Below are 19,222 nucleotides of genomic sequence, written 5' to 3'. Positions count from 1 at the left end.
TCCATTTTTAGCCTGTCGCTTATGACCAGACTGCGGCACTATAGGCCACACAGCGAATAGCAGGAGTCCGAAAATGGCACAGAGCGCATTATTGATCATCGATGTTCAGCAATCATTTGAACATCGTCCATTCTGGTCGGAAGCCGAATTACCGGCCTTCCAGCAGGCATTGCTGGAGCTGATTGATCAATGCCGGGAGCGCGGCGTGGCGCTGGTGGATGTCTTTCACACCGCCGACAGCGGCCCCTTTCATCCAGACTCAGGCTGGGTGAAACCGATGACGTTTCTGCGCCATCAGGCCGATGTCCGCATCACCAAGCGCGTGCATAATGCCCTGACCGACTCCGGTCTGCATGAATGGTTGCAGGAACAGGGCATTTCGCGGCTGATTATTGCCGGCCTGCGCACCGAGCAATGCTGTGAAACCACCGCCCGGGTGGCGTCCGATCTGGGATATCAGGTTACTTTTGTCACTGAAGCCACACTCACATTTCCTATGCGCCATGGCGGTCAAACCCTCAGCAGCGCCGAATTAAAACACCGCACCGAAACCGTGCTCGTCGACCGCTTTGCCGCCATCCGCGATGTCGCAGGCTGTCTAGCCGATTTGGCTGCCGCCAGCGCCGAAGCGCCGCCGACGCCGGTGGCCTTTCGCCCCCAGCCTTATCAACCGCGGTCGATTACGCCGCAGGAGCCGCTTACCCTGAGCGGTTGGCGGCTGAAGCGCTATCGCCTGCGCTACCCTCTGGCCGGCGGCGTTTCCTGCTTCGAGGCGGCATGGCCACAGCTCACCGCCTGGCTGCCTCCTGATGCGCAGCGTGCGGACAGCGCCGGGATCGGCGTCATGATTGAACATCAGGGCCGGGAGCGCGACTATCTTGTGCTGGGGGTGTGGGACAATGAGAACGAGCTGCGTATCAAGATCTGGGTGACCGACGGCGGGAGCTGGCGGCTGGCGCGCAACGAATCGTTCTGCGTCTGGGATATGCAGGTGCTGGCGTTTGAACGTGATGCCTACGTCAGCACCATGCTATGCCGACAGCCTAATGTGGACGCCTGGCTGGCGCGCACCTTGCGTAACGACGTGGAATGAAGGCGATGCGCGAGGTCTATTTTCTGTTGCTGCCGCATGTCATGTCGCTGGATATCACCGGGCCGGCGGAGGTGCTGACCCTGGCCGGCGGGTTCCGTCTGCACTATATCGGTCCGCAGCCGGACGTAGTGACCTCCACTGGCCTAACGCTTGGGCATATTGAGCCGTTGCCCGCGACGCTGCCTGACGACAGTCTGGTGTTTGTGCCCGGCGTCAGCGACTCCAGCAGACAGCTTGAGACCCCGCAGGCGCAATCAGCCCAGCGATGGTTGCAACAGCACCGGACGCGCTTTCACTCACGGCTTTGGACGCTGGTCTGCATCTGCTCCGGCGCGCTTTTGGCGGCGCGCGCCGGTTTGCTTGATGGCTATTGCTGCACGACGCACCACCAGGTGATGGCGCGCCTGCGTCAACAGGCGCCGGCGGCCCTGCCCCGAGACAATCGCATTTTTGTCGAGGACAGAGGGCTCTATACTAGCGCCGGCATTACCGCCGGCATCGATCTGGCGCTGCATCTCGTGAGCCAATACGCGGGGCCGCAGGTGGCGATGTCGGTGGCGCGGGAAATGGTGGTGTATTTCCGGCGCGGTGGCGATGATCCGCAACTGTCGCCCTGGCTGCGCTATCGCAATCATTTGCATCCGGCAGTGCATCGGGCCCAGGATATTCTTGCCCGCGAGCCGGAGACCGATTGGCATCTTGAGCAACTGGCGCAGCAGGTTTTCATGAGCGGCCGCCATCTTAGCAGGCTGTTTCGCGTTCATCTCGGCCTTAGCGTACGCGCCTATCATGAGCAGTTGCGCCTGGCGGTGGCCGAGCAACGGCTACAACAAGGGATGGGAATCGAAAAAGCGGCGCTTTGCGCCGGTTTTACCTCCGGGCGTCAACTGCGGCGCGCGCAGGCGCGACGGCAAACGCATTGAAAGACTCGTAACGCTGAGCGGCGACTGCCCGTACGCTGCATAAACGGACGGCGCACCCTGAACGGCAGTTGCGGTTTGCTACCTGAACGGACGGCGCATCGGCAAACAATAGCGATATCCTCTGCACCGACAACGCTGACGCCGCCGGCGGTGCAGGGCGGCCTAAGCCCGAGACGCCGCTGAAAACGCCGCCGCCGTCGCCGGCGGCCGTCCGCGGCCTCAACTGATGCGCCGTCGGGTGTCTATCTTTTCCACCGCTACCGCCAGCCCCAGACTTAGCAGCAACGTGACCGTAAAAATCAGCGGAATATCCAGCATCGGCCACCGTTTCATATCCAGGCCATGAGTGCGAAGAAAATGAATAATAAAGGCGTGGAATCCGTAAATGCCCAGTGAATGACGCGAGACCCAAGACAGCAGCGCCAGCGGCCGATGGTCCAGGACGGATTTAAACCAGATAAACAAACTCACCGCAGCGATGAAGACCAAGGGTCCGCAAAACTCGTAAAACGTATCGGCGAAGTCGCCGTTAATAATAAGCTGCTTTTTGGTGCCCGCCGCGATCAGCGCAACGGCAAGCAGGAATACCAGCGCCGACAGCAGCGGTACGCGTTTGTTATCCAGGGTCAGCATACCAATGGCGCGCCCGAGAATGGCGTACAGCAAATAATAAATCATGTCGCCATTAATAAATAAATTTATCGGCGCGAATTTTACGCCTGCCAGATGAAGCGCCGGGCTATGGGGGTTGGCCAGTACCGCCGCCAGCAGGATAATCACCGCCAGATGGCCGGCGCTTAAAGCTTTGACCTGAATTAACGGTGAGAGCAAATAAAGGACAATGACGGCATAGAAATACCATAGATGATAAAACGCCGGCTTTTGCAACATACCTGACAGCGCCTGATGCGCGCTGATTGGGGTGAGCAAAGCCATATATATCAGCCCCACCGCACTGTAAAACAGTAAACAACCCACCAGCCTGAGCAGGTGTTTTTTAGTCGCCGCACGCTCGCCGTAAAACAGATACCCGGAAATCATCATAAACAGCGGCACCGCTACCCGTGAGGCCGAATTAAGCATATTGGCGAACATCCAATTGTGTTCACCTACGGTATTGCCGTGAGTAACGTAATACGTGGTGGTATGTATCATTACCACCATCATGCAGGCACAGCCGCGCAGATTATCTATCCAGGTGAATTTTTTTACAGTGGCTATCTGCGTCATCCTTTTCCCCGGCCGCCGGTCAACAGCTTGATCATCAGAGAGTTAGATTAGATTAACTTGGCTTATTATTGAAGGTTAAAGAATAAATCTTTATCCGAAATGTGTCCGCGGCAACGTTGGGGCTTGCGACTTAGCGAAATTGGTTGCAAAATAGCCAGCCTGTACCGCTGACGCAGTCAGATGTCGTCGTTTTATCATTTAATTTCAATTGGTTATATCATGAAGTCTTTAAACTCTTCCTCCGCCCGTTTAGGTCGGGGGGCGCTGTTGTTTCCCCTGTGCCTGGTGCTGTTTGAATTTGCCGTCTATATCGCAAACGACATGATACAACCGGGCATGATGGCCGTTGTGGAAAGCTTTAACGCCAGCCATGAATGGGTGCCGACATCAATGACCGCCTATTTGGCGGGCGGCATGGTGCTACAGTGGTTATTGGGGCCGCTGTCCGATCGCCGCGGACGCCGTCCAGTGATGCTGGCGGGCGTAATCCTCTTTATTAGCGCCTGCCTGGGTATTTTACTGGTCAATACCATCGAACAGTTTATCGCCATGCGTTTCTTGCAGGGCTTTGGCTTATGTTTTATCGGCGCGGTGGGATACGCCGCCATTCAGGAATCGTTTGCGGAAGCGGTTTGCATCAAAATTACCGCATTGATGGCCAATGTCGCGCTGATTGCCCCGCTGCTCGGCCCCTTGGCCGGTTCGGTGATCGTGGCTTATTTCTCCTGGAAAATGATGTTCGTGCTCTTCGCTCTCCTGGCCGCTGTCGCTCTGGTAGGACTATGGCGCGCGATGCCCGAAACCGCCACCCGGCTGGGCGAGCCGCTTTCACCGGCGTCGTTGTGGCACGATTACCGCGTCATCCTCACTAACCGCCAATTTCTGTGCGGTGCCATGGCCATCGGCTGCGCCTGTCTGCCGCTGCTGTCGTGGCTGGCGCAGTCGCCGGTGATCCTGATGGGCGATCACGGCCTCACCGCCGTGGAATACGGGTTTTTACAGCTGCCGATATTTGGCGGGCTAATCGTGGGTAACGTCACGCTGGCACGCTACAGTGGCCGGCGCACGGTTGAACGGCTGATAAAGTTAGGCGCCGTCCCCATCCTCGGCGGTTTGCTGCTTGCCACCGCCGCCACGCTGCTGTCTCCCGGCGCCTATTTGTGGATGACCGCCGGGATGAGTTTCTACGCTTTCGGCGTCGGCGTTGCCAACGCCGGTCTTTATAGGCTGACCCTGTTTTCCTGCAACATCAGCAAGGGCGCCGTTTCCGCCGCGCTGGGCATGCTCACTATTCTGGTATATACCTTTGGTATTGAGCTGGCGAAAACTTTATACACCGCCGGCGGCAGCGGATTATTCAATTTCCTCAATTTGCTCAGCGTTCTGGCCTGGTTCGTACTGATGCGGCGCTTTATCCGCCGGCGCGCGGCGCAGCAAATTACCGCGGCGGCACCGGCGGCCTGACCGCCGTTTGGGCTCAGAACAGACCTGTCGCGCTATCGGCATAGCTGACCAGCAGGCATTTCGTTTGCTGATAATGCTCAAGCATCATTTTGTGGGTTTCCCGACCAATGCCCGATTGCTTATAGCCGCCAAAGGCGGCGTGGGCCGGATAGGTATGATAGCAATTGGTCCAGACGCGCCCCGCCTGAATACCGCGCCCCATTCGGTAGGCGGTATTGATGTCACGACTCCAGACCCCGGCGCCAAGGCCGTAATCGGAGTCGTTGGCCAGGGCCAGCGCTTCATCCATATCCTTGAAAGTCGTGACCGCCAGCACCGGACCAAAGATTTCTTCCTGGAAAACCCGCATGCTGTTGTTGCCGAACAAAATCGTCGGCTCCAGATAATATCCCGCCGCCAGATCGCCCGCCATCGGCTTGCGGCGGCCGCCGGTAAGCACTTCCGCCCCCTCTCGCTTGCCGATATCAATATAGTTGAGGATGGTTTCCAGCTGGCCGGTGGAAACCTGCGCGCCCATCATTGTGCCGCGGTCGAGCGGGTTACCGGTTTTGATGGCCTCCACCCGCTTGATAGCGCGCTCCATAAAGCGTTCGTAAATCGATTCCTGCACCAGCGCTCTGCTGGGGCAGGTACAGACCTCGCCCTGGTTGAAAGCGAATAGCGCAAACCCTTCCAGCGCTTTGTCGAAGAAGGCATCCTCTTTGGCCATAACATCGGCAAAGAAAATGTTCGGGGATTTGCCCCCCAGCTCAAGGGTCACCGGGATAACGTTGCGGGCCGCGTAGCTCATTATCTGCTGTCCGACCTCGGTGGAACCGGTAAAGGCAACTTTGGCCACCCGCCCCGAGGTCGCCAGATATTCGCCGATTTCGCTCCCTGCTCCGTTGACCACATTGACCACACCCGACGGCAGCAGATCGTCAATGAGCTCCATCAACACCAACACCGACAGCGGCGTTAGCTTGGCCGGCTTCAGCACAATACAGTTACCGGCGGCCAGCGCTGGCGCCATCTTCCAGCAGGCCATCAGCAGCGGGAAATTCCAGGGGATGATTTGCGCCACGACCCCCAACGGCTCATGGAAGTGGTAAGCCACCGTTTCATTATCGATTTCGCTGATTCCGCCCTCCTGCGCGCGGATACAGGCGGCGAAATAGCGGAAATGGTCAATCGCCAGCGGCACGTCAGCCCCCAGGGTTTCGCGGATGGGCTTGCCGTTATCCCAGGTTTCCACCGCCGCCAGCAGCTCAAGGTTTTGCTCCATGCGATCGGCAATGCGATGCAGTATCGCGGCCCGCTCCTGCACCGACGTCGCCCCCCAGCCGGGGCGAGCGGCATGGGCGGCGTCAAGCGCCAGATCGATATCGTCTCGACCGGAGCTGGCGACCTCGCACAGCGGCCTGCCGGTGACCGGCGTTAAATTGACAAAATAATCGCCGGACAGCGGCGGCACCCACTCGCCGCCGATAAAATTTGCATAACGTGCTTTTAGCTGAAAAGGATACCCGTATTCACCGGGAATCAGGTTTGTGATAGGGGGATTGTGCGCCATGGCTCTCTCCTTCACGCTGGTTGCTTTACCGGTCGGTCGACCGATGTCAGCGAACAACATCGACACGCGGCGATGAGCGGTCTGAACGCTATATCCGTAACGTTAACGCCGCGCCGAGACGATGAACAGGGCCGACGGGAAGGAAAATCGCGGTTATCAGAGCGGCTTCACACTCTGGCGGCGATGGTTTCATCGCTATACAATCCGGCGGTCGCCGGCGGCAGAGTTCGAGCGAAACTCTCACGGCTGAAGAGCCGGTCGGCCATGGCCACCAGCGCAGGATGGTCAACGCACCAGTTGGGCATCAGGCGCCGGACGTTGATAAAACCCAGCATGCAGGCGACGGCCACATCCGCCACCGACAGCAGGGATGCGTTCAGCCAGCGGCCTTCCGCCGCCCCCTGCTCCAGCGCATCCAGCCCGCTACGCAGGCGGGCGCGGTGTTGCCATAGCCGCTGCTCCTGCTGAGCGTCGGCGCTGCGGCGGCATTCGCTCACCAGCGCCAGCGCCGCCGACGTGACGCCATCGGCCAAGGCCGCCCACTCCTTCACCCTAAGGGCATCGCGGGCGTCGGCCGGCAGTAGTGCCGGTTCGGGCTGTAGCCATTCCAGATACTCGGCAATCAGCGAGGGGTGGCTGTGACTTTCACCTTGCGCGTCAATCAAAACCGGCGCACTGCCTAGCGGGTTTATCGCGCTGGATAGCGTGTTATCCACCGCGTGAACCAACGTAAACGGCAAGTTTTTCTCAAGCAGAATTACCGAAATTTTGCGCACAAAGGGACAGGAATAGCTGCCGATGAGTTTCATGATACGCCTCCGGTTGCCGGTTACGGAATCATCAGTATGGCGCAAAGGGGGCAACAACGGGAAATAAAAGCGGTCTTGCCCGCCCAATCTTTAACCAGAATAAAGGCGGCCTCTGCGGCTCGTCCAGTAGATTTAACCTTAGCGCGTCGATAGAGTCACGAGGGATCATGCCGGCGTGCGCCCGCGGGTGAATGACGGCAAAGTGCCGGCGCGGGCCGTTTGGCGCATGTTACGCCGGCGTACGCACCTTGTTAAATGACGCCAGGGTGCCGGCACGGGCCGTTTGGCGCATGCAACGCCAGCTTACGCTCCTTGTTAAATAACGCCAGGGTGCCGGCACGGGCCGTTTGGCGCATGCAACACCGGCGTACGCTCTTTGTCAAATGACGCCAGGGTGCCGGCACGGGTCGTTTGGCGCATGTAACGCCGGGTGGCCTGCGGCCTCACCGGGTGGATAACGATAAGGCGTCGTTGCAGGCCACCCGGCGAATGCAACCGCGGAGTGTCTATGCGCTGTCTCGGGTGAGCACAAGGGGGAGTACCGTCGTCGGCCCAACATCGGCGTTAATGAAACGCCACCGTCCCCAGCACTTGCTTCACCAACCGATTGTGCTGCACCTCATTTTTGGCTGGCGTCAGCACCTGAATGGTCAGCACATTGCCCGCATACGGCGTGGTAATAGTGGAACCGAGCATGGCATTGCCCTCCACCGATTGACGGGTATCCAGACGCAAGAATTTACGGCCAGCGACGATTTCAGTGCTTTGACCGGTTTTCTGCACATCCTTATATTGGGTTTTCAGACCGGACAAGCTGCCCTGAGCCATCTTGTTAAAGGCATCGGCGCTGGTATCATTGGCATCGCCGGCCGCGGTCGGCACCTCGCTTACCCCGATCACCTGCTGGCGCTGCCGGTCGGTGAACACCTGGATCTTCACGCCGGGATTTTGCGAGGTGGTGTCTTCGCGGGTTTGATTAACGAAAGCCGCCGGCACTTGCAGCGTCACTTTGCCGTTCAGCGCGGCGACGTCGATGCCGTTGACCGGCGGCGCGGACGCGTTGCCCGTCCCGCTGTCGGCCGCCGACGCCACCGTACCCGCCGCGCCTGCCAGCCCGCCGGCCGACAGCATAAGGAATAGCGCGATCTTGAAATAATGCCTGGTCATAGCCCTCAATCCTTATCCGCAATGATGTTCCATTAACCGTAGCAACGGCCGGCGGATTACGCAACTGACTGAAAAAGAAAACTGTTTACATTATGGTGCCCGCTCGCCTGGGTCGAGAATTTGCATCGCTGGCCGTAGCGGCGAATAATAGCGCCCTACCACATTATGGGAGAAACCCCTGGTGAAACACGCCGCTTTTCACGCCGATGACGCCCAGCCGGGCATTTGCCAGTCCCGCGTCCGCCGGCGCGGCCGGCTCCATCAACCGGAGCCGGACTGGCTGGCCGAGGAAGTGCCGGTCGCGCTGGTCTATAACGGCATCTCCCATGTGGTGATGATGGCGTCGCCAAAAGAACTGGACGTTTTCGCCGTTGGCTTCTCGTTATCCGAAGGCATAATCGCCTCGCCGACGGATATTTACGGTATTGATATCGTGCCTGCCCGTCAGGGCCTAGAGGTGCAGGTCGAGCTTTCCAGCCGCCGTTTTATGGGCTTGAAAGCGCAGCGTCGAGCGCTGGCCGGGCGCACCGGTTGCGGTATCTGCGGCGTGGAGCAACTGGATGAAATCGGCAAGCCGCTGCCGTCATTACCTTTCACGCAACGTTGGCCCCTGGCACAGTTGGATCGGGCGCTGGCGCAATTGCCAGAGGTGCAGCCCATCGGCCGGCTCACGGGCTGCACCCATGCCGCGGCCTGGATCTCGCCGGAGGGGGACTTAAGCTATGGCGCCGAAGACGTCGGGCGCCACGTGGCGCTGGATAAACTGCTCGGCATGCGCGCGCGCCGGGGTGAAACGCCCGGGGCGGTCCTGGTTTCCAGCCGCGCCAGCTATGAAATGGTTCAGAAAGCGGCCATGTGCGGGGTGGAAATCCTGTTCGCCGTTTCCGCCGCCACTTCGCTGGCGGTAGAGGTTGCCGAGCGCTGCGGCCTGACGCTGGTGGGATTCAGTAAACCGGGGCGCGCTATGGTCTTTACCCATCCAACGCGGATTGTTGAAGACGTAAGTTAAACATGTTCTTTTTAAAGTAACCGATAAACGTTTTATTCAACGTTTAATTAACTATAATGATCGGATTGCTTACGCGACCCTAACATGCTTTTAAAGGGGGCCGGTTCAACTAGAAATGGAGAGATTGTTATGAGCTTTACGCTACCTTCCCTGCCTTATGGCTATGACGCCCTGGAACCGCATTTCGACAAAGAAACGATGGAAATTCATCACACTAAACACCATCAGACCTATGTCAACAACGCCAACGGCGCCCTGGAAAGCCTGCCGGAATTCGCCAATTTGCCGGTCGACGACCTGATTCAAAAACTAGACCAGCTCCCGGCGGACAAAAAGACCGTATTGCGCAATAACGCCGGTGGTCATGCCAACCATAGTCTGTTCTGGAAGGGTCTGAAGCAAGGCACCACCTTGCAGGGCGAATTGAAAAGCGCTATCGAGCGTGATTTCGGCAGCGTTGACGCCTTCAAAGAGGCGTTCGAGAAAGCCGCCGCGACCCGTTTCGGTTCCGGCTGGGCCTGGCTTGTGAAAAAAGACGGCAAATTGGCCGTGGTGTCCACCGCCAACCAGGACAACCCGCTGATGGGCGAAGCGATTTCCGGTACCTCCGGCTACCCGATTTTGGGCCTGGACGTCTGGGAGCACGCTTATTACTTGAAATATCAGAACCGCCGCCCGGACTACATCAAGTCATTCTGGAACGTGGTGAACTGGGATGAAGCGGCCGCGCGTTTTAGCCACGCCTGATTTATCCCCGGCGCGCGCCCGAGCATCGGGATAACGCCGGCCCATCCCCGCCCGCGGCGGGGATTTTTTTTGCCCGCGCGCCGCCAGCGAATAACGCGCACGCTCGGGAAGAAGGTGTCAGTATGTAGGTTTAGCACTGCCCTTTGGTGGATAACGCGGGAGCAAGCCCCCCGCGCGGCGTTTATTTCAGCAGCAGCCGATCGGAGAACGCTTTTTTGGCGCTGATCCGCACCAGATATTCGGTGGCGGAAAGGACCATCGTCGAGCGCACCATTTGCTGGTAGCGCTGCCGTTGCATCTTCGCCAGCGCTTCATCTCCCGGCGCATGGGCGATCTGCGGCGACGGCGGCAACGCGGCAACACAATGCAGCTCGCCAAACGGCCCCATAATTTCATCATCGGTAAAGCGGTAATCGCCCGGATCCTGCTGCAATTCCTCATGCAGCGCCATCAGCAGTTCGGCGTCTTCATACTCCTGGCGGCTTATCACCCCTAACGCATAAACCAACTTCAAACGCACCGACAGCTCCGCCAGCGGACCTGCTCCCACCAGTAGCGGCTCCACGGCGTATTTAACCGCATAGTCATCCTTGCGGAACACCTGCGTCACCAGAATGGCCACGGCTTCCGCCAGCAGCGTAATCGCCGCCCGCAAAAACTCCCGCACCGTGGTCCCGGCATTCAGGCGTTCGAGCACGCTGTTTTCCAGCAGCTGAGTGTTTTCCGTCATGTTGCACACCATGTAGCGGGCCAGGGAGCGGCATCGCATCCGCCCCCGGTTCTGTCGATTACTGCATGGCGTTATAGGCATTCACCACTTGCGCGACAACTTCACTTTCTTCATCGAGGCCAGAGACTTTGGCCAACGCCGCCGCAGCGCCAACGTCTGCCAGCAATGCCGCCCACTCTTTGGCCTGCGGGTCCTGATCGCTGCGATAGTGCATGGCGGCGGCGATGCCTTTGACCAGATTGGCATGGCCAAGGCCGTACTCCAACGTCCCGCGCAGAGGTTTAATTAACCGATCGCCTTCGCCAAGCTTACGCAACGGCTGCCGGCCCACGCGTTCTACGTCGTCGTGCAGATAGGGGTTCTCGAAGCGCTGCAAAATTTTGTTGATATAAGCAGCATGCTTTTGCGCATCGAAGCCATAACGATTGATGAGTACCGCCCCGCTCTCCTCCATCGCGCCTTTGACTACCTGGCGTACGGCCGGATCGAGAATGGCATCGCGGATGGTCTGGTGACCGGCGAGCTGGCCCAGATAAGCGGTGATGGCGTGGCCGGTATTGAGAGTAAACAGCTTGCGTTCAACAAACGCCATTAAATTGTCGGTCAGTTCCATACCGGCGAGGGTGGGCGGGACGCCTTTGAACTGGGTTTTATCCACAATCCACTCGCTGAAACTTTCGACCGTCACCGCCAGCGGATCGTCACTGCCCGCTTCCGCCGGCGGCACGATACGGTCCACGGCGGAATCGACAAAACCCACCTGCTGCTCTACCCAGGCATGAAATTGCGGCTCCAGCGCGTTAAGTACGTGCTGTTTGAGCTGGCTGGTGCCGCGCACCATATTTTCGCAGGCGATGATGTTCAGCGGCCGGGTGTTGCCGCCATCGTGCCGCTTAACCAGTCCGCGTGCAACGGCCGGCGCGATGCGCTCAAGAATCTGCGGGCCCACCGCAGTGGTGATCAAATCCACGCTGGCGATCAGCGCCACGACCTCGTCGCTGCCGCTGTGAACCGCGCTGACCCCGCTTACGGTCTCTACCTGCGCCTGTTCGCCCACCACCCGCACCGGGTATTGGTGGCGCTGATTAAGCGCATCAAGAACCTGCTGGTTCACATCGGCGAAAACAACCTCTACACCGGCATCGGCCAACAGTTTACCGATAAACCCGCGGCCGATATTACCTGCTCCGAAATGTAATGCTTTCATAACGTTAACCTTGAATTATCTCAGCAAAAATCTAAGCAAAAAAGGGGCCATGGCAGGCCCCTCGTTTCTTGCGCAGAGTGACCCGCCCCCGTGCCTGGTCAGGACGCTTTAGCACCCGCCAGCAGTTCCAGGACTTCCTGCACATCGGTGGTTTGGCTTAAACGCGCGATCACGGCGTCATCATCCAGTGCATTGGTTAAACTGGTGATGACCTGAATATGCTCGTTATTGCGCGCGGCAATACCTATCACCAACCGGGCGATATCGTCTTCCTCATCACCAAAGCGTACGCCGTCAGGGTACTGGCAGAACACGACGCCGGTACGCAGCACGCGGTCCTTCGCCTCGATCGTGCCGTGCGGCACCGCGATGGACTCACCCAGGTAAGTCGAAGTCAGTTTTTCGCGATCCAGCATTGCCTGTACATATTCGGGCTGGACATAACCGCCTTTGACCAACTGCTCGCCGGCGAAACGGATCGCTTGCTCTTTATGATCCGCGTGTTGACCGAGAAAAATGTTGTCGGCGGTGAGGCGGAACAGGTTTTGTTCGCTATCCTCAAAGCTGTCGTCCAGCGTGGTCATAACTCTTTGCTGATTATCCCCGCTTTTCTGTACCGCTACCAGACGCGCGGTCAAATCGCTGTAAAGCTGGCTGTCGAGAAAGTTATTCAGCGAGATATGCTGCGCCTGCGGCGCATGACGCATCGCGCGCTCGGTCAGGTCGCGATGGGTTATCACCAAATCCACATCGTCGGGAAGATTATTGATGGCGCTGTTGGTCACGCTGATGTTCTTCAGCCCGGCCTCGTTCACCTTTTTACGCAACACGCCAGCGCCCATCGCGCTCGACCCCATACCGGCGTCACAGGCGACGATAATTTTACGCACCGAGCTTAAATCACCCGTGGCGCCCGCGTTAACGGGAGCGGCGACGCCTTTCGACTGGGCTTTCATATCCTGCACGCGGCGTGATGCCTCGGCGAGATTATCTTCATCGCCGGTTGCGCGTGAGCTCTTAAGCAGAATCGAAGAGATGACGAACGAGACGGCGAAAGCGGCAACGATGGCGGCCAGGTTAGCGAAATAGGTGCCTTTGGGGGTCATGGCCAGCACGGCCAGAATGGAGCCGGGAGACGCCGGTGAAACCAGACCGCCGCCCAGCAGATTCAGCGTGAAAACGCCGGTCATGCCGCCGAGGATCACCGCAATCAGTAAACGCGGGTTCATCAGCACATAGGGGAAGTAAATTTCGTGAATACCGCCCAGGAAATGGATGATGGCGGCGCCGCCGGCGGATTGCTTGGCGTTACCGCGGCCAAACAGCATATACGCCATCAGCACGCCCATGCCCGGGCCGGGGTTGGCTTCAATCAGGAAGAATATTGATTTACCGGTCTCCGTTGCCTGCTGAATACCCAGCGGCGAGAAGATGCCGTGGTTGATGGCATTATTCAGGAACAGGATTTTTGCCGGCTCGACGAAGATGGAAGTCAGCGGCAGCATGTTGTAAGTCACCATCAGGTGAACGCCGGCCGCCAGGCCTTTTGACAACATTTCAACCAGCGGACCAATGGCCAGGAAGGCCAAAATCGCCAGCAACATACCGATGATACCGGCCGAGAAGTTGTTCACCAGCATCTCGAAGCCGCTTTTGATTTTACCGTCGACAAGGCGGTCGAAGCGTTTGATAGCCCAGCCGCCCAGAGGACCGGCAATCATCGAGCCGAGGAACATCGGCATATCGGCGCCGGCGATCACCCCCATCGTGGTAATCGCGCCGACGACGCCACCGCGCTCGCCCCCTACCATCCGACCGCCGGTATAGCCAATCAGCAACGGTAGCAGGTAGGTGATCATTGGCGCGACCAGTTTGGCTAACGTCGCGTTTGGCGTCCAGCCCGTAGGAATAAACAGCGCGGTGATAATGCCCCAGGCGATAAAGGCGCCAATATTGGGCATCACCATATTGCTCAGGAAGCGGCCAAAGTTCTGCACTCTGACCTTGATATCCGAAGAAGACATAAAAACTCACCCCTATTGAGACGCGCTATACAATAAGAGCGCGTGAAATTTGTTACGGCAGTGTTGCATCATCCGCCGGTATTACTATTGGCAGCGCGACTCTACCACGCTCTTTTGCGATAGCGTAGCGAGGTCAATTATTGTGATGCTAATCACGAGGACACCCCCCTAAAGAGGGCTATCTTGGTGATATCCATCACAAAATAACGCTGAAATAAAAGCACATTTATGAAGAACCGGCTTAATTTACCGGCTTATTGTGATCTACATCACATCATGAGGCGGCGAATTTGTAATAGAAACGTGACTTAAATCACAAAAAACTTGTTTGCGGAGCGCCTATGGCGACGAAGCTTAGCGCTATGCGCCATCAGCCGCGGCGGTAAGCCGTGAAAATAACAGGGAAAGGTGTAACAAAGTTACCGTTAGAAAAGAGGAATATGCGCCAGCATCGCGCGCTGGGCGACTAGCGCCAACGCGCTACGCCGGCGCGGTTGCGATTGCCGGCGTATTGCACCCGCCGGCAGAACGAAGGCCAACCGTGCGCCCATCCGGCAACAGCTGGCCAAGGGCGGTGGCGCACGGTCCGCGCCCTCAGGGCAGCAGCGCACCTGCGCTGTTTTGCGCCTGTAGCAGCTGCTGATGCTGGTTTTGCAGGCCGGTCATAAGCTCGTTATATTGCGTGACCTGCAGCTGCGTGGGGAAGCTTACCGATCCCCCTTCATAGCTGGGCTGCCCCTGTCCCGTCTGCATGGCGAGGAAATCCCCCACGTGGACCAGCTGTTCCGCCAGAGAGGCGGCGGCGCCGATCACCGGAGTGACTTTCTGTATCGGCCCTGTCACCAGCTTGTCGTACGCCTGGTTGTAAACCTTTTGCAAATCTTCCGGTTGCTTAAGCGCGGCGCGGCCATCGTCCGCCTGTTTTTTGGCTCGCGCCAGATCGGGAGCCAGCATATTAAGCGCGCCGCCGGCCTGCGCAAGCGTCTGCCGATGGGACACGTAATCCTGCGGCACGCGAATTTGGCTTATTTCATCGAGCACCGGTACTAGCGAACCGTTAACCGAGCTGAGGAATTTGTCGCTAAAGGTTTGTAAAATCTGATAGTCATTGGCGTAAGGGCCAAACTGCTCCTTTTGCGCCGCGCTCAGCGTGGGGATCCGTTCACCGCCCGGCAAAACCGTATTTTGCAAGAATTGTATAAAGGCTTGCCGCTGCTCCGGCTCTTTATCGCCGCAGCCGGTCAGTTGAAAGACGCCAAGCAACAAAACCAGCATTGCCAGCAGCGGTCGATAGAGGCCCATGCGCTCCCTTAAAGTCATAACCTTTACTCCTGTAAATGAAAACTCATTTTCCCGGTTTAGGTATTCACTTCGCCTTCCTTGACTCAGTAACAATGATAGTGCAGTTTCGCGACGGGCAAAAACCGCGGACTCGGCGCCCGACAGAGGGCGCCGTGCCGGCGGCAATACGCGGCCTATTGCAGCAGCGAAATATCCGCGACCTGCAAGAACAGTTCGCGCAGCTGCGACAGCAACGTCAGGCGATTCACCCGCACCTGATTATCCTCCGCCATCACCATGACGCTATCAAAGAAAGCATCCACCGGCTCACGCAGCGCCGCCAGCTCCACCAGCGCGTCCTGATAGCGACCGGCCGCGAACATCGGCTGCAGCTTTTCGCGTAGCACCACCAAATGGGTCGCCAGCGTGATTTCGGCCGGATCCTTAAGTAACGCGGCCTGCAGACTCGCGTGGACCGAATCGTCGGCTTTGGCCAAAATGTTTGATACCCGCTTGTTGGCCGCCGCCAGCGCCGCGGCTTCCTCCAGGGTGCGGAAATAGCTCACCGCGCGCACCCGGGCGTCGAAATCCGCCGGGCGCGTCGGGCGACGCGCCAGCACCGCCTGAATGGTGTCGACGCTGTGTCCCTGCTCTTGATACCAGGCGCGGAAACGGCCGAGCATGAAGTCGATAACCTCCTCCACCACCGCGCCGTTGGTCAGTTTTTCGCCGTACAGGCGCGCCGCTTCTTCCGTCAACGTCCGTAGGTCGAGGGGCAGCTGTTTTTCCACGATAATACGCAGCACGCCGAGGGCGGCGCGGCGCAGGGCGAAAGGATCTTTATCCCCTTTAGGATGCTGGCCGATACCAAAAATGCCGGCCAGCGTATCCATCTTGTCAGCGATGGCCACCGCGCAGGACACCAGCGTCGTGGGCAGCGCATCGCCGGCGAACCGCGGCTGATATTGCTCTTTTTGCGCCAGCGCCACCGCCTCCGGCTCGCCGTCATGGCGGGCGTAATGCATGCCCATCACGCCCTGGGTGTCGGTAAACTCAAACACCATATTGGTCATCAGATCGCATTTGGACAACAGGCCGGCACGCGCCGCCTGCGGCACATCCGCGCCGATTCGGGCGGCGATCCAGGCCGCCAGGGCTTCGATGCGATCGCTTTTATCGCGCAGGGTACCAAGCTGCTTTTGGAACAGCACCGTATCCAGGCGCGGTAGCCGATCTTCCAACCGCTGTTTGCGATCGGTATTGAAGAAAAATTCCGCATCCGCCAACCGCGGGCGCACGACTTTTTCATTGCCGGCGATAATCTGCTGCGGATCTTTCGACTCGATATTGGCGACGAAGATGAAGTGCGGCATCAGATTGCCCGCGGCGTCATACACCGGGAAGTATTTTTGGTCGCCTTTCATGGTGTAGACCAGCGCTTCCGCCGGCACCGCCAGGAACTTCTCTTCAAAACGGGCGGTAAGCACCACCGGCCATTCCACCAGCGAGGTAACTTCTTCCAGCAGGCTATCGCTCAGATCGGCCACGCCGCCTAACCGTTTGGCCGCCGCTTCCGCGTCTTGACGAATCGTTTCTTTACGCTGCAAATAGTCGGCCATTACCCGGCCGCGCGCCAGCAGCACCTGCGCATACTGGTCCGCGTGTTCGAGGCTGATTTCCCGCTCGCCCATAAAGCGATGGCCGCGCAGAAGGCGATCGGCGTCAATACCAAGCACTCTGCCCGGTATCACACTGTCGTCCAGCAGCATCGTCACCGTATGCACCGGTCGAATGAATTGGGTCTCGTTGTCGCCCCAGCGCATCATTTTCGGGATCGGCAGCTTACCCAGCGCGCGGCTGACCATATCGCACAGCAGGGCCTGCACAGGCTGCCCCTTTACCCGGGCGCGGTAAACCAGCCATTCGCCTTTCTCGGTCGCAAGACGCTCGGCCTGGCTGACCGTAATGCCGCAGCCGCGCGCCCAGCCCTCGGCCGCTTTCGTCGGGTTGCCGTCGGCGTCGAACGCCTGGGCGACGGCGGGGCCGCGCTTCTCCACATCGCTATCGGCCTGGGCGCCGTCAAGTTCAGCGACCTTGACCGCCAGCCGGCGCGGCGCGGCAAACCAGCTCACCTCGCCGTGGCGAACGCTGGCCGCATCAAGTTCACCGCTAATTTGGGCGGCGAAGGCCTCAGCCAAAGCGCGCAGCGCCTTTGGCGGCAGCTCTTCCGTGCCGATTTCCACCAGAAAAGTGTGTTGCGTCATGGCTGCCTCTTATTTCTCATTCTTTTTGCACATCGGGAAACCCAGCGCTTCGCGTGAAGCGTAGTAGGCTTCCGCCACGGCTTTGGTCAAGGTGCGGATCCGTAGAATATAGCGCTGGCGTTCCGTGACCGAAATCGCCTTACGGGCGTCCAGCAAATTGAAGCTGTGCGCCGCCTTGAGGATACGTTCATAGGCCGGCAGCGGCAGGGGTTTTTCCAGGGCCAGCAGGGTTTGCGCCTCTTTTTCGTACTGTTCAAAGCAGGTGAACAGAAAATCCACGTCGGCATATTCAAAATTGTAGGTCGATTGCTCGACTTCGTTTTGGTGGAACACGTCGCCATAGGTGGTACGGCCCAGCGGGCCGTCGCTCCAGACCAGATCATAGACGCTGTCGACGCCCTGCAAATACATCGCCAAACGCTCAAGCCCGTAGGTAATTTCCCCCGTGACCGGCCGGCATTCCAGCCCACCCACCTGCTGAAAATAGGTAAACTGCGTCACCTCCATGCCGTTCAGCCAGACTTCCCAGCCCAGTCCCCAGGCCCCCAATGTCGGGTTTTCCCAGTTGTCCTCCACAAAACGGATATCGTGAATGGTGGGATCCAGGCCAACTTCTCTCAGCGAACCGAGATATAATTCCTGGATATTCTCCGGCGAAGGTTTGATGATGACCTGAAACTGGTAATAATGCTGCAGCCGGTTGGGGTTTTCACCGTAGCGGCCATCGGTAGGACGACGCGAAGGCTGTACATAGGCGGCGGCGATGGGCTCCGGGCCAAGCGCCCGCAGGCAGGTCATGGGATGGGAAGTCCCCGCGCCGACTTCCATATCCAGCGGCTGGACGATGGTGCAGCCCTGACGCGCCCAGTAATCCTGGAGCGTCAGGATCAGGCCCTGAAAGGTCTTGGGATCAAACTTTTGCATGTTGAATTCGCACGCGTTGCAAGTGGATGTAATGAGAAGGCGCCAGTATACCCTCTGGCGTTCAGATATACAGCCCGGATCCGGCAACAACTGCGAATACGCGCCGCAGATTTAACCATAAGGGCCAGCGTCGCGCTTATTCGCCGCACGGCAGGGGGGTCTATGCAACCTTATTCGCACCGGAACAGTGCCCGTATCAACTTGCGCCGGCAATATGTCGCGCCAGCCGATATCTCATGGTGATCCGGCCTATGCGCCAGCAGGATCTGCCGGCGGTGCTGACGCTGTGGCTGGAGAGCACCACCCGCGCGCATCCTTTCATTCCGCCCGCCTATTGGCAGGAGAGTCTGCCGTCGGTGCGCGACGACTATCTGCCCGCCGCCCGTACCTGGGTGGCGGAGCGGGAATCCGCCCTCGCGGGCTTTATCAGCGTGTTGTGCGACAAGGTGGTGGGGGCGCTGTTCGTGGCGCCCGCCCATCAGCACGCCGGGGTGGGGCGGGCGCTGATGGCGCTGGCGCAGCAGGCTTATCCCGCGCTGACGCTGGAAGTTTACCGGCGCAACCGCCACGCCTGCCGATTTTATCATCGCTGCGGATTCATCCCAATTGCGCAGCGGCTCAATGCGGAAACCGGCCATCTCATCCTCACCCTGCACTGGCGCGCCGGCGGCATAATGCATAGCAGCACGCCTCCTCCCCCATGAACCCGCCACCGACTGCGCTATCGTCCTCTAGCGCTACTGCGCAAGGCGTCCTGCGCTACCCGCTTCGTCTTGACCTCCCCCGCGGCGCGTCTGT

General features: G+C 58.8%; 16 protein-coding genes. 6 read left to right on the top strand and 10 right to left on the bottom strand.

All coding sequences use genetic code 11. From position 1 onward, the window contains the following. The first annotated feature begins 73 nt into the window (after positions 1–73). Positions 74–1,093, top strand: coding sequence for an isochorismatase family protein (locus SANT_RS00545; RefSeq protein WP_025420378.1), 1,020 nt, complete (start codon positions 74–76; stop codon positions 1,091–1,093). A 5-nt stretch (positions 1,094–1,098) separates the two neighbouring features. Then, a complete protein-coding gene (locus SANT_RS00540; protein ID WP_025420377.1) occupies positions 1,099–2,016 on the top strand; it encodes a GlxA family transcriptional regulator in 918 nt (305 codons plus the stop codon). A gap of 219 nt (positions 2,017–2,235) precedes the next feature. Here the strand turns inward: SANT_RS00540 and SANT_RS00535 are convergent, their stop codons facing one another. Further along, positions 2,236–3,246 (bottom strand): acyltransferase, encoded by a 1,011-nt coding sequence (locus tag SANT_RS00535; RefSeq protein WP_025420376.1) that lies wholly within the window; start codon positions 3,244–3,246, stop codon positions 2,236–2,238. A gap of 219 nt (positions 3,247–3,465) precedes the next feature. Between SANT_RS00535 and SANT_RS00530 the strand changes: the two genes are divergently transcribed. Further along, complete coding sequence (locus SANT_RS00530; RefSeq protein WP_025420375.1) at positions 3,466–4,710, top strand: MFS transporter; 1,245 nt, start codon at positions 3,466–3,468, stop codon at positions 4,708–4,710. 13 nt (positions 4,711–4,723) lie between these two features. On the opposite strand, the gene SANT_RS00525 is transcribed toward SANT_RS00530, so the two are convergent. From SANT_RS00525 to SANT_RS00515, 3 genes are all read right to left on the bottom strand, one after another. Beyond that, entirely contained in the window at positions 4,724–6,262 is a 1,539-nt protein-coding gene (locus tag SANT_RS00525) for an aldehyde dehydrogenase family protein (RefSeq protein ID WP_025420374.1), read from the bottom strand. 167 nt (positions 6,263–6,429) lie between these two features. Then, positions 6,430–7,071, bottom strand: a complete 642-nt coding sequence (locus SANT_RS00520) for a glutathione S-transferase (RefSeq protein WP_025420373.1) — start codon at positions 7,069–7,071, stop codon at positions 6,430–6,432. A 564-nt stretch (positions 7,072–7,635) separates the two neighbouring features. Continuing rightward, positions 7,636–8,238 carry a hypothetical protein gene (locus tag SANT_RS00515; RefSeq protein WP_025420372.1) on the bottom strand — a complete coding sequence of 201 codons (603 nt, stop codon included), beginning with the start codon at positions 8,236–8,238 and terminating at the stop codon, positions 7,636–7,638. 223 nt (positions 8,239–8,461) lie between these two features. Here SANT_RS00515 and fdhD point away from each other — a divergent pair, with 223 nt between their 5' ends. Together fdhD and sodA are read left to right on the top strand one after the other, a co-directional pair. Then, positions 8,462–9,247 (top strand): formate dehydrogenase accessory sulfurtransferase FdhD, encoded by a 786-nt coding sequence (gene fdhD / locus SANT_RS00510; RefSeq protein WP_237234704.1) that lies wholly within the window; start codon positions 8,462–8,464, stop codon positions 9,245–9,247. A gap of 129 nt (positions 9,248–9,376) precedes the next feature. Beyond that, positions 9,377–9,994: a superoxide dismutase [Mn] gene (gene sodA / locus SANT_RS00505; protein ID WP_025420370.1), complete on the top strand. Its 618-nt coding sequence runs from the start codon at positions 9,377–9,379 to the stop codon at positions 9,992–9,994. A gap of 181 nt (positions 9,995–10,175) precedes the next feature. Here the strand turns inward: sodA and SANT_RS00500 are convergent, their stop codons facing one another. From SANT_RS00500 to glyQ, 6 genes are all read right to left on the bottom strand, one after another. Then, the gene (locus SANT_RS00500; RefSeq protein WP_025420369.1) at positions 10,176–10,724 is read right to left on the bottom strand and encodes an MltR family transcriptional regulator; all 549 of its coding nucleotides are present in this window, start codon (positions 10,722–10,724) and stop codon (positions 10,176–10,178) included. 58 nt (positions 10,725–10,782) lie between these two features. Then, entirely contained in the window at positions 10,783–11,931 is a 1,149-nt protein-coding gene (locus SANT_RS00495; protein WP_025420368.1) for a mannitol-1-phosphate 5-dehydrogenase, read from the bottom strand. 98 nt (positions 11,932–12,029) lie between these two features. Beyond that, positions 12,030–13,955 (bottom strand): PTS mannitol transporter subunit IICBA, encoded by a 1,926-nt coding sequence (locus SANT_RS00490; RefSeq protein ID WP_025420367.1) that lies wholly within the window; start codon positions 13,953–13,955, stop codon positions 12,030–12,032. A gap of 594 nt (positions 13,956–14,549) precedes the next feature. Continuing rightward, entirely contained in the window at positions 14,550–15,275 is a 726-nt protein-coding gene (locus SANT_RS00485; protein ID WP_025420366.1) for a DUF3053 domain-containing protein, read from the bottom strand. A 155-nt stretch (positions 15,276–15,430) separates the two neighbouring features. Continuing rightward, complete coding sequence (gene glyS / locus SANT_RS00480) at positions 15,431–17,500, bottom strand: glycine--tRNA ligase subunit beta (protein WP_025420365.1); 2,070 nt, start codon at positions 17,498–17,500, stop codon at positions 15,431–15,433. Positions 17,501–17,509: 9 nt separating this feature from the next. Next, on the bottom strand, positions 17,510–18,424 hold the full coding sequence (gene glyQ, locus SANT_RS00475) for a glycine--tRNA ligase subunit alpha (protein WP_025420364.1): 915 nt from the start codon (positions 18,422–18,424) through the stop codon (positions 17,510–17,512). A gap of 239 nt (positions 18,425–18,663) precedes the next feature. On the opposite strand from glyQ, the gene SANT_RS00470 reads away from it, so the two are divergent. Next, positions 18,664–19,128 carry an N-acetyltransferase gene (locus SANT_RS00470; protein WP_025420363.1) on the top strand — a complete coding sequence of 155 codons (465 nt, stop codon included), beginning with the start codon at positions 18,664–18,666 and terminating at the stop codon, positions 19,126–19,128. The last annotated feature ends 94 nt before the right edge of the window (positions 19,129–19,222 follow it).

The organism is Sodalis praecaptivus (assembly GCF_000517425.1).
GTDB classification, from domain to species: Bacteria; Pseudomonadota; Gammaproteobacteria; order Enterobacterales; family Enterobacteriaceae; genus Sodalis_A; species Sodalis_A praecaptivus.
This window is presented reverse-complemented; position numbering and strand designations above follow the sequence as displayed.

Bases quoted from the DNA above. Each gene is read 5' to 3' on its own strand.
- SANT_RS00545 (WP_025420378.1), top strand. From the start codon at position 74: ATGGCACAGAGCGCATTATTGATCATCGATGTTCAGCAATCATTTGAA.
- SANT_RS00540 (WP_025420377.1), top strand. From the start codon at position 1,099: ATGCGCGAGGTCTATTTTCTGTTGCTGCCGCATGTCATGTCGCTGGAT.
- SANT_RS00535 (WP_025420376.1), bottom strand. From the start codon at position 3,246: ATGACGCAGATAGCCACTGTAAAAAAATTCACCTGGATAGATAATCTG.
- SANT_RS00530 (WP_025420375.1), top strand. From the start codon at position 3,466: ATGAAGTCTTTAAACTCTTCCTCCGCCCGTTTAGGTCGGGGGGCGCTG.
- SANT_RS00525 (WP_025420374.1), bottom strand. From the start codon at position 6,262: ATGGCGCACAATCCCCCTATCACAAACCTGATTCCCGGTGAATACGGG.
- SANT_RS00520 (WP_025420373.1), bottom strand. From the start codon at position 7,071: ATGAAACTCATCGGCAGCTATTCCTGTCCCTTTGTGCGCAAAATTTCG.
- SANT_RS00515 (WP_025420372.1), bottom strand. From the start codon at position 8,238: ATGACCAGGCATTATTTCAAGATCGCGCTATTCCTTATGCTGTCGGCC.
- sodA (WP_025420370.1), top strand. From the start codon at position 9,377: ATGAGCTTTACGCTACCTTCCCTGCCTTATGGCTATGACGCCCTGGAA.
- SANT_RS00500 (WP_025420369.1), bottom strand. From the start codon at position 10,724: ATGACGGAAAACACTCAGCTGCTGGAAAACAGCGTGCTCGAACGCCTG.
- SANT_RS00495 (WP_025420368.1), bottom strand. From the start codon at position 11,931: ATGAAAGCATTACATTTCGGAGCAGGTAATATCGGCCGCGGGTTTATC.
- SANT_RS00490 (WP_025420367.1), bottom strand. From the start codon at position 13,955: ATGTCTTCTTCGGATATCAAGGTCAGAGTGCAGAACTTTGGCCGCTTC.
- SANT_RS00485 (WP_025420366.1), bottom strand. From the start codon at position 15,275: ATGACTTTAAGGGAGCGCATGGGCCTCTATCGACCGCTGCTGGCAATG.
- glyS (WP_025420365.1), bottom strand. From the start codon at position 17,500: ATGACGCAACACACTTTTCTGGTGGAAATCGGCACGGAAGAGCTGCCG.
- glyQ (WP_025420364.1), bottom strand. From the start codon at position 18,424: ATGCAAAAGTTTGATCCCAAGACCTTTCAGGGCCTGATCCTGACGCTC.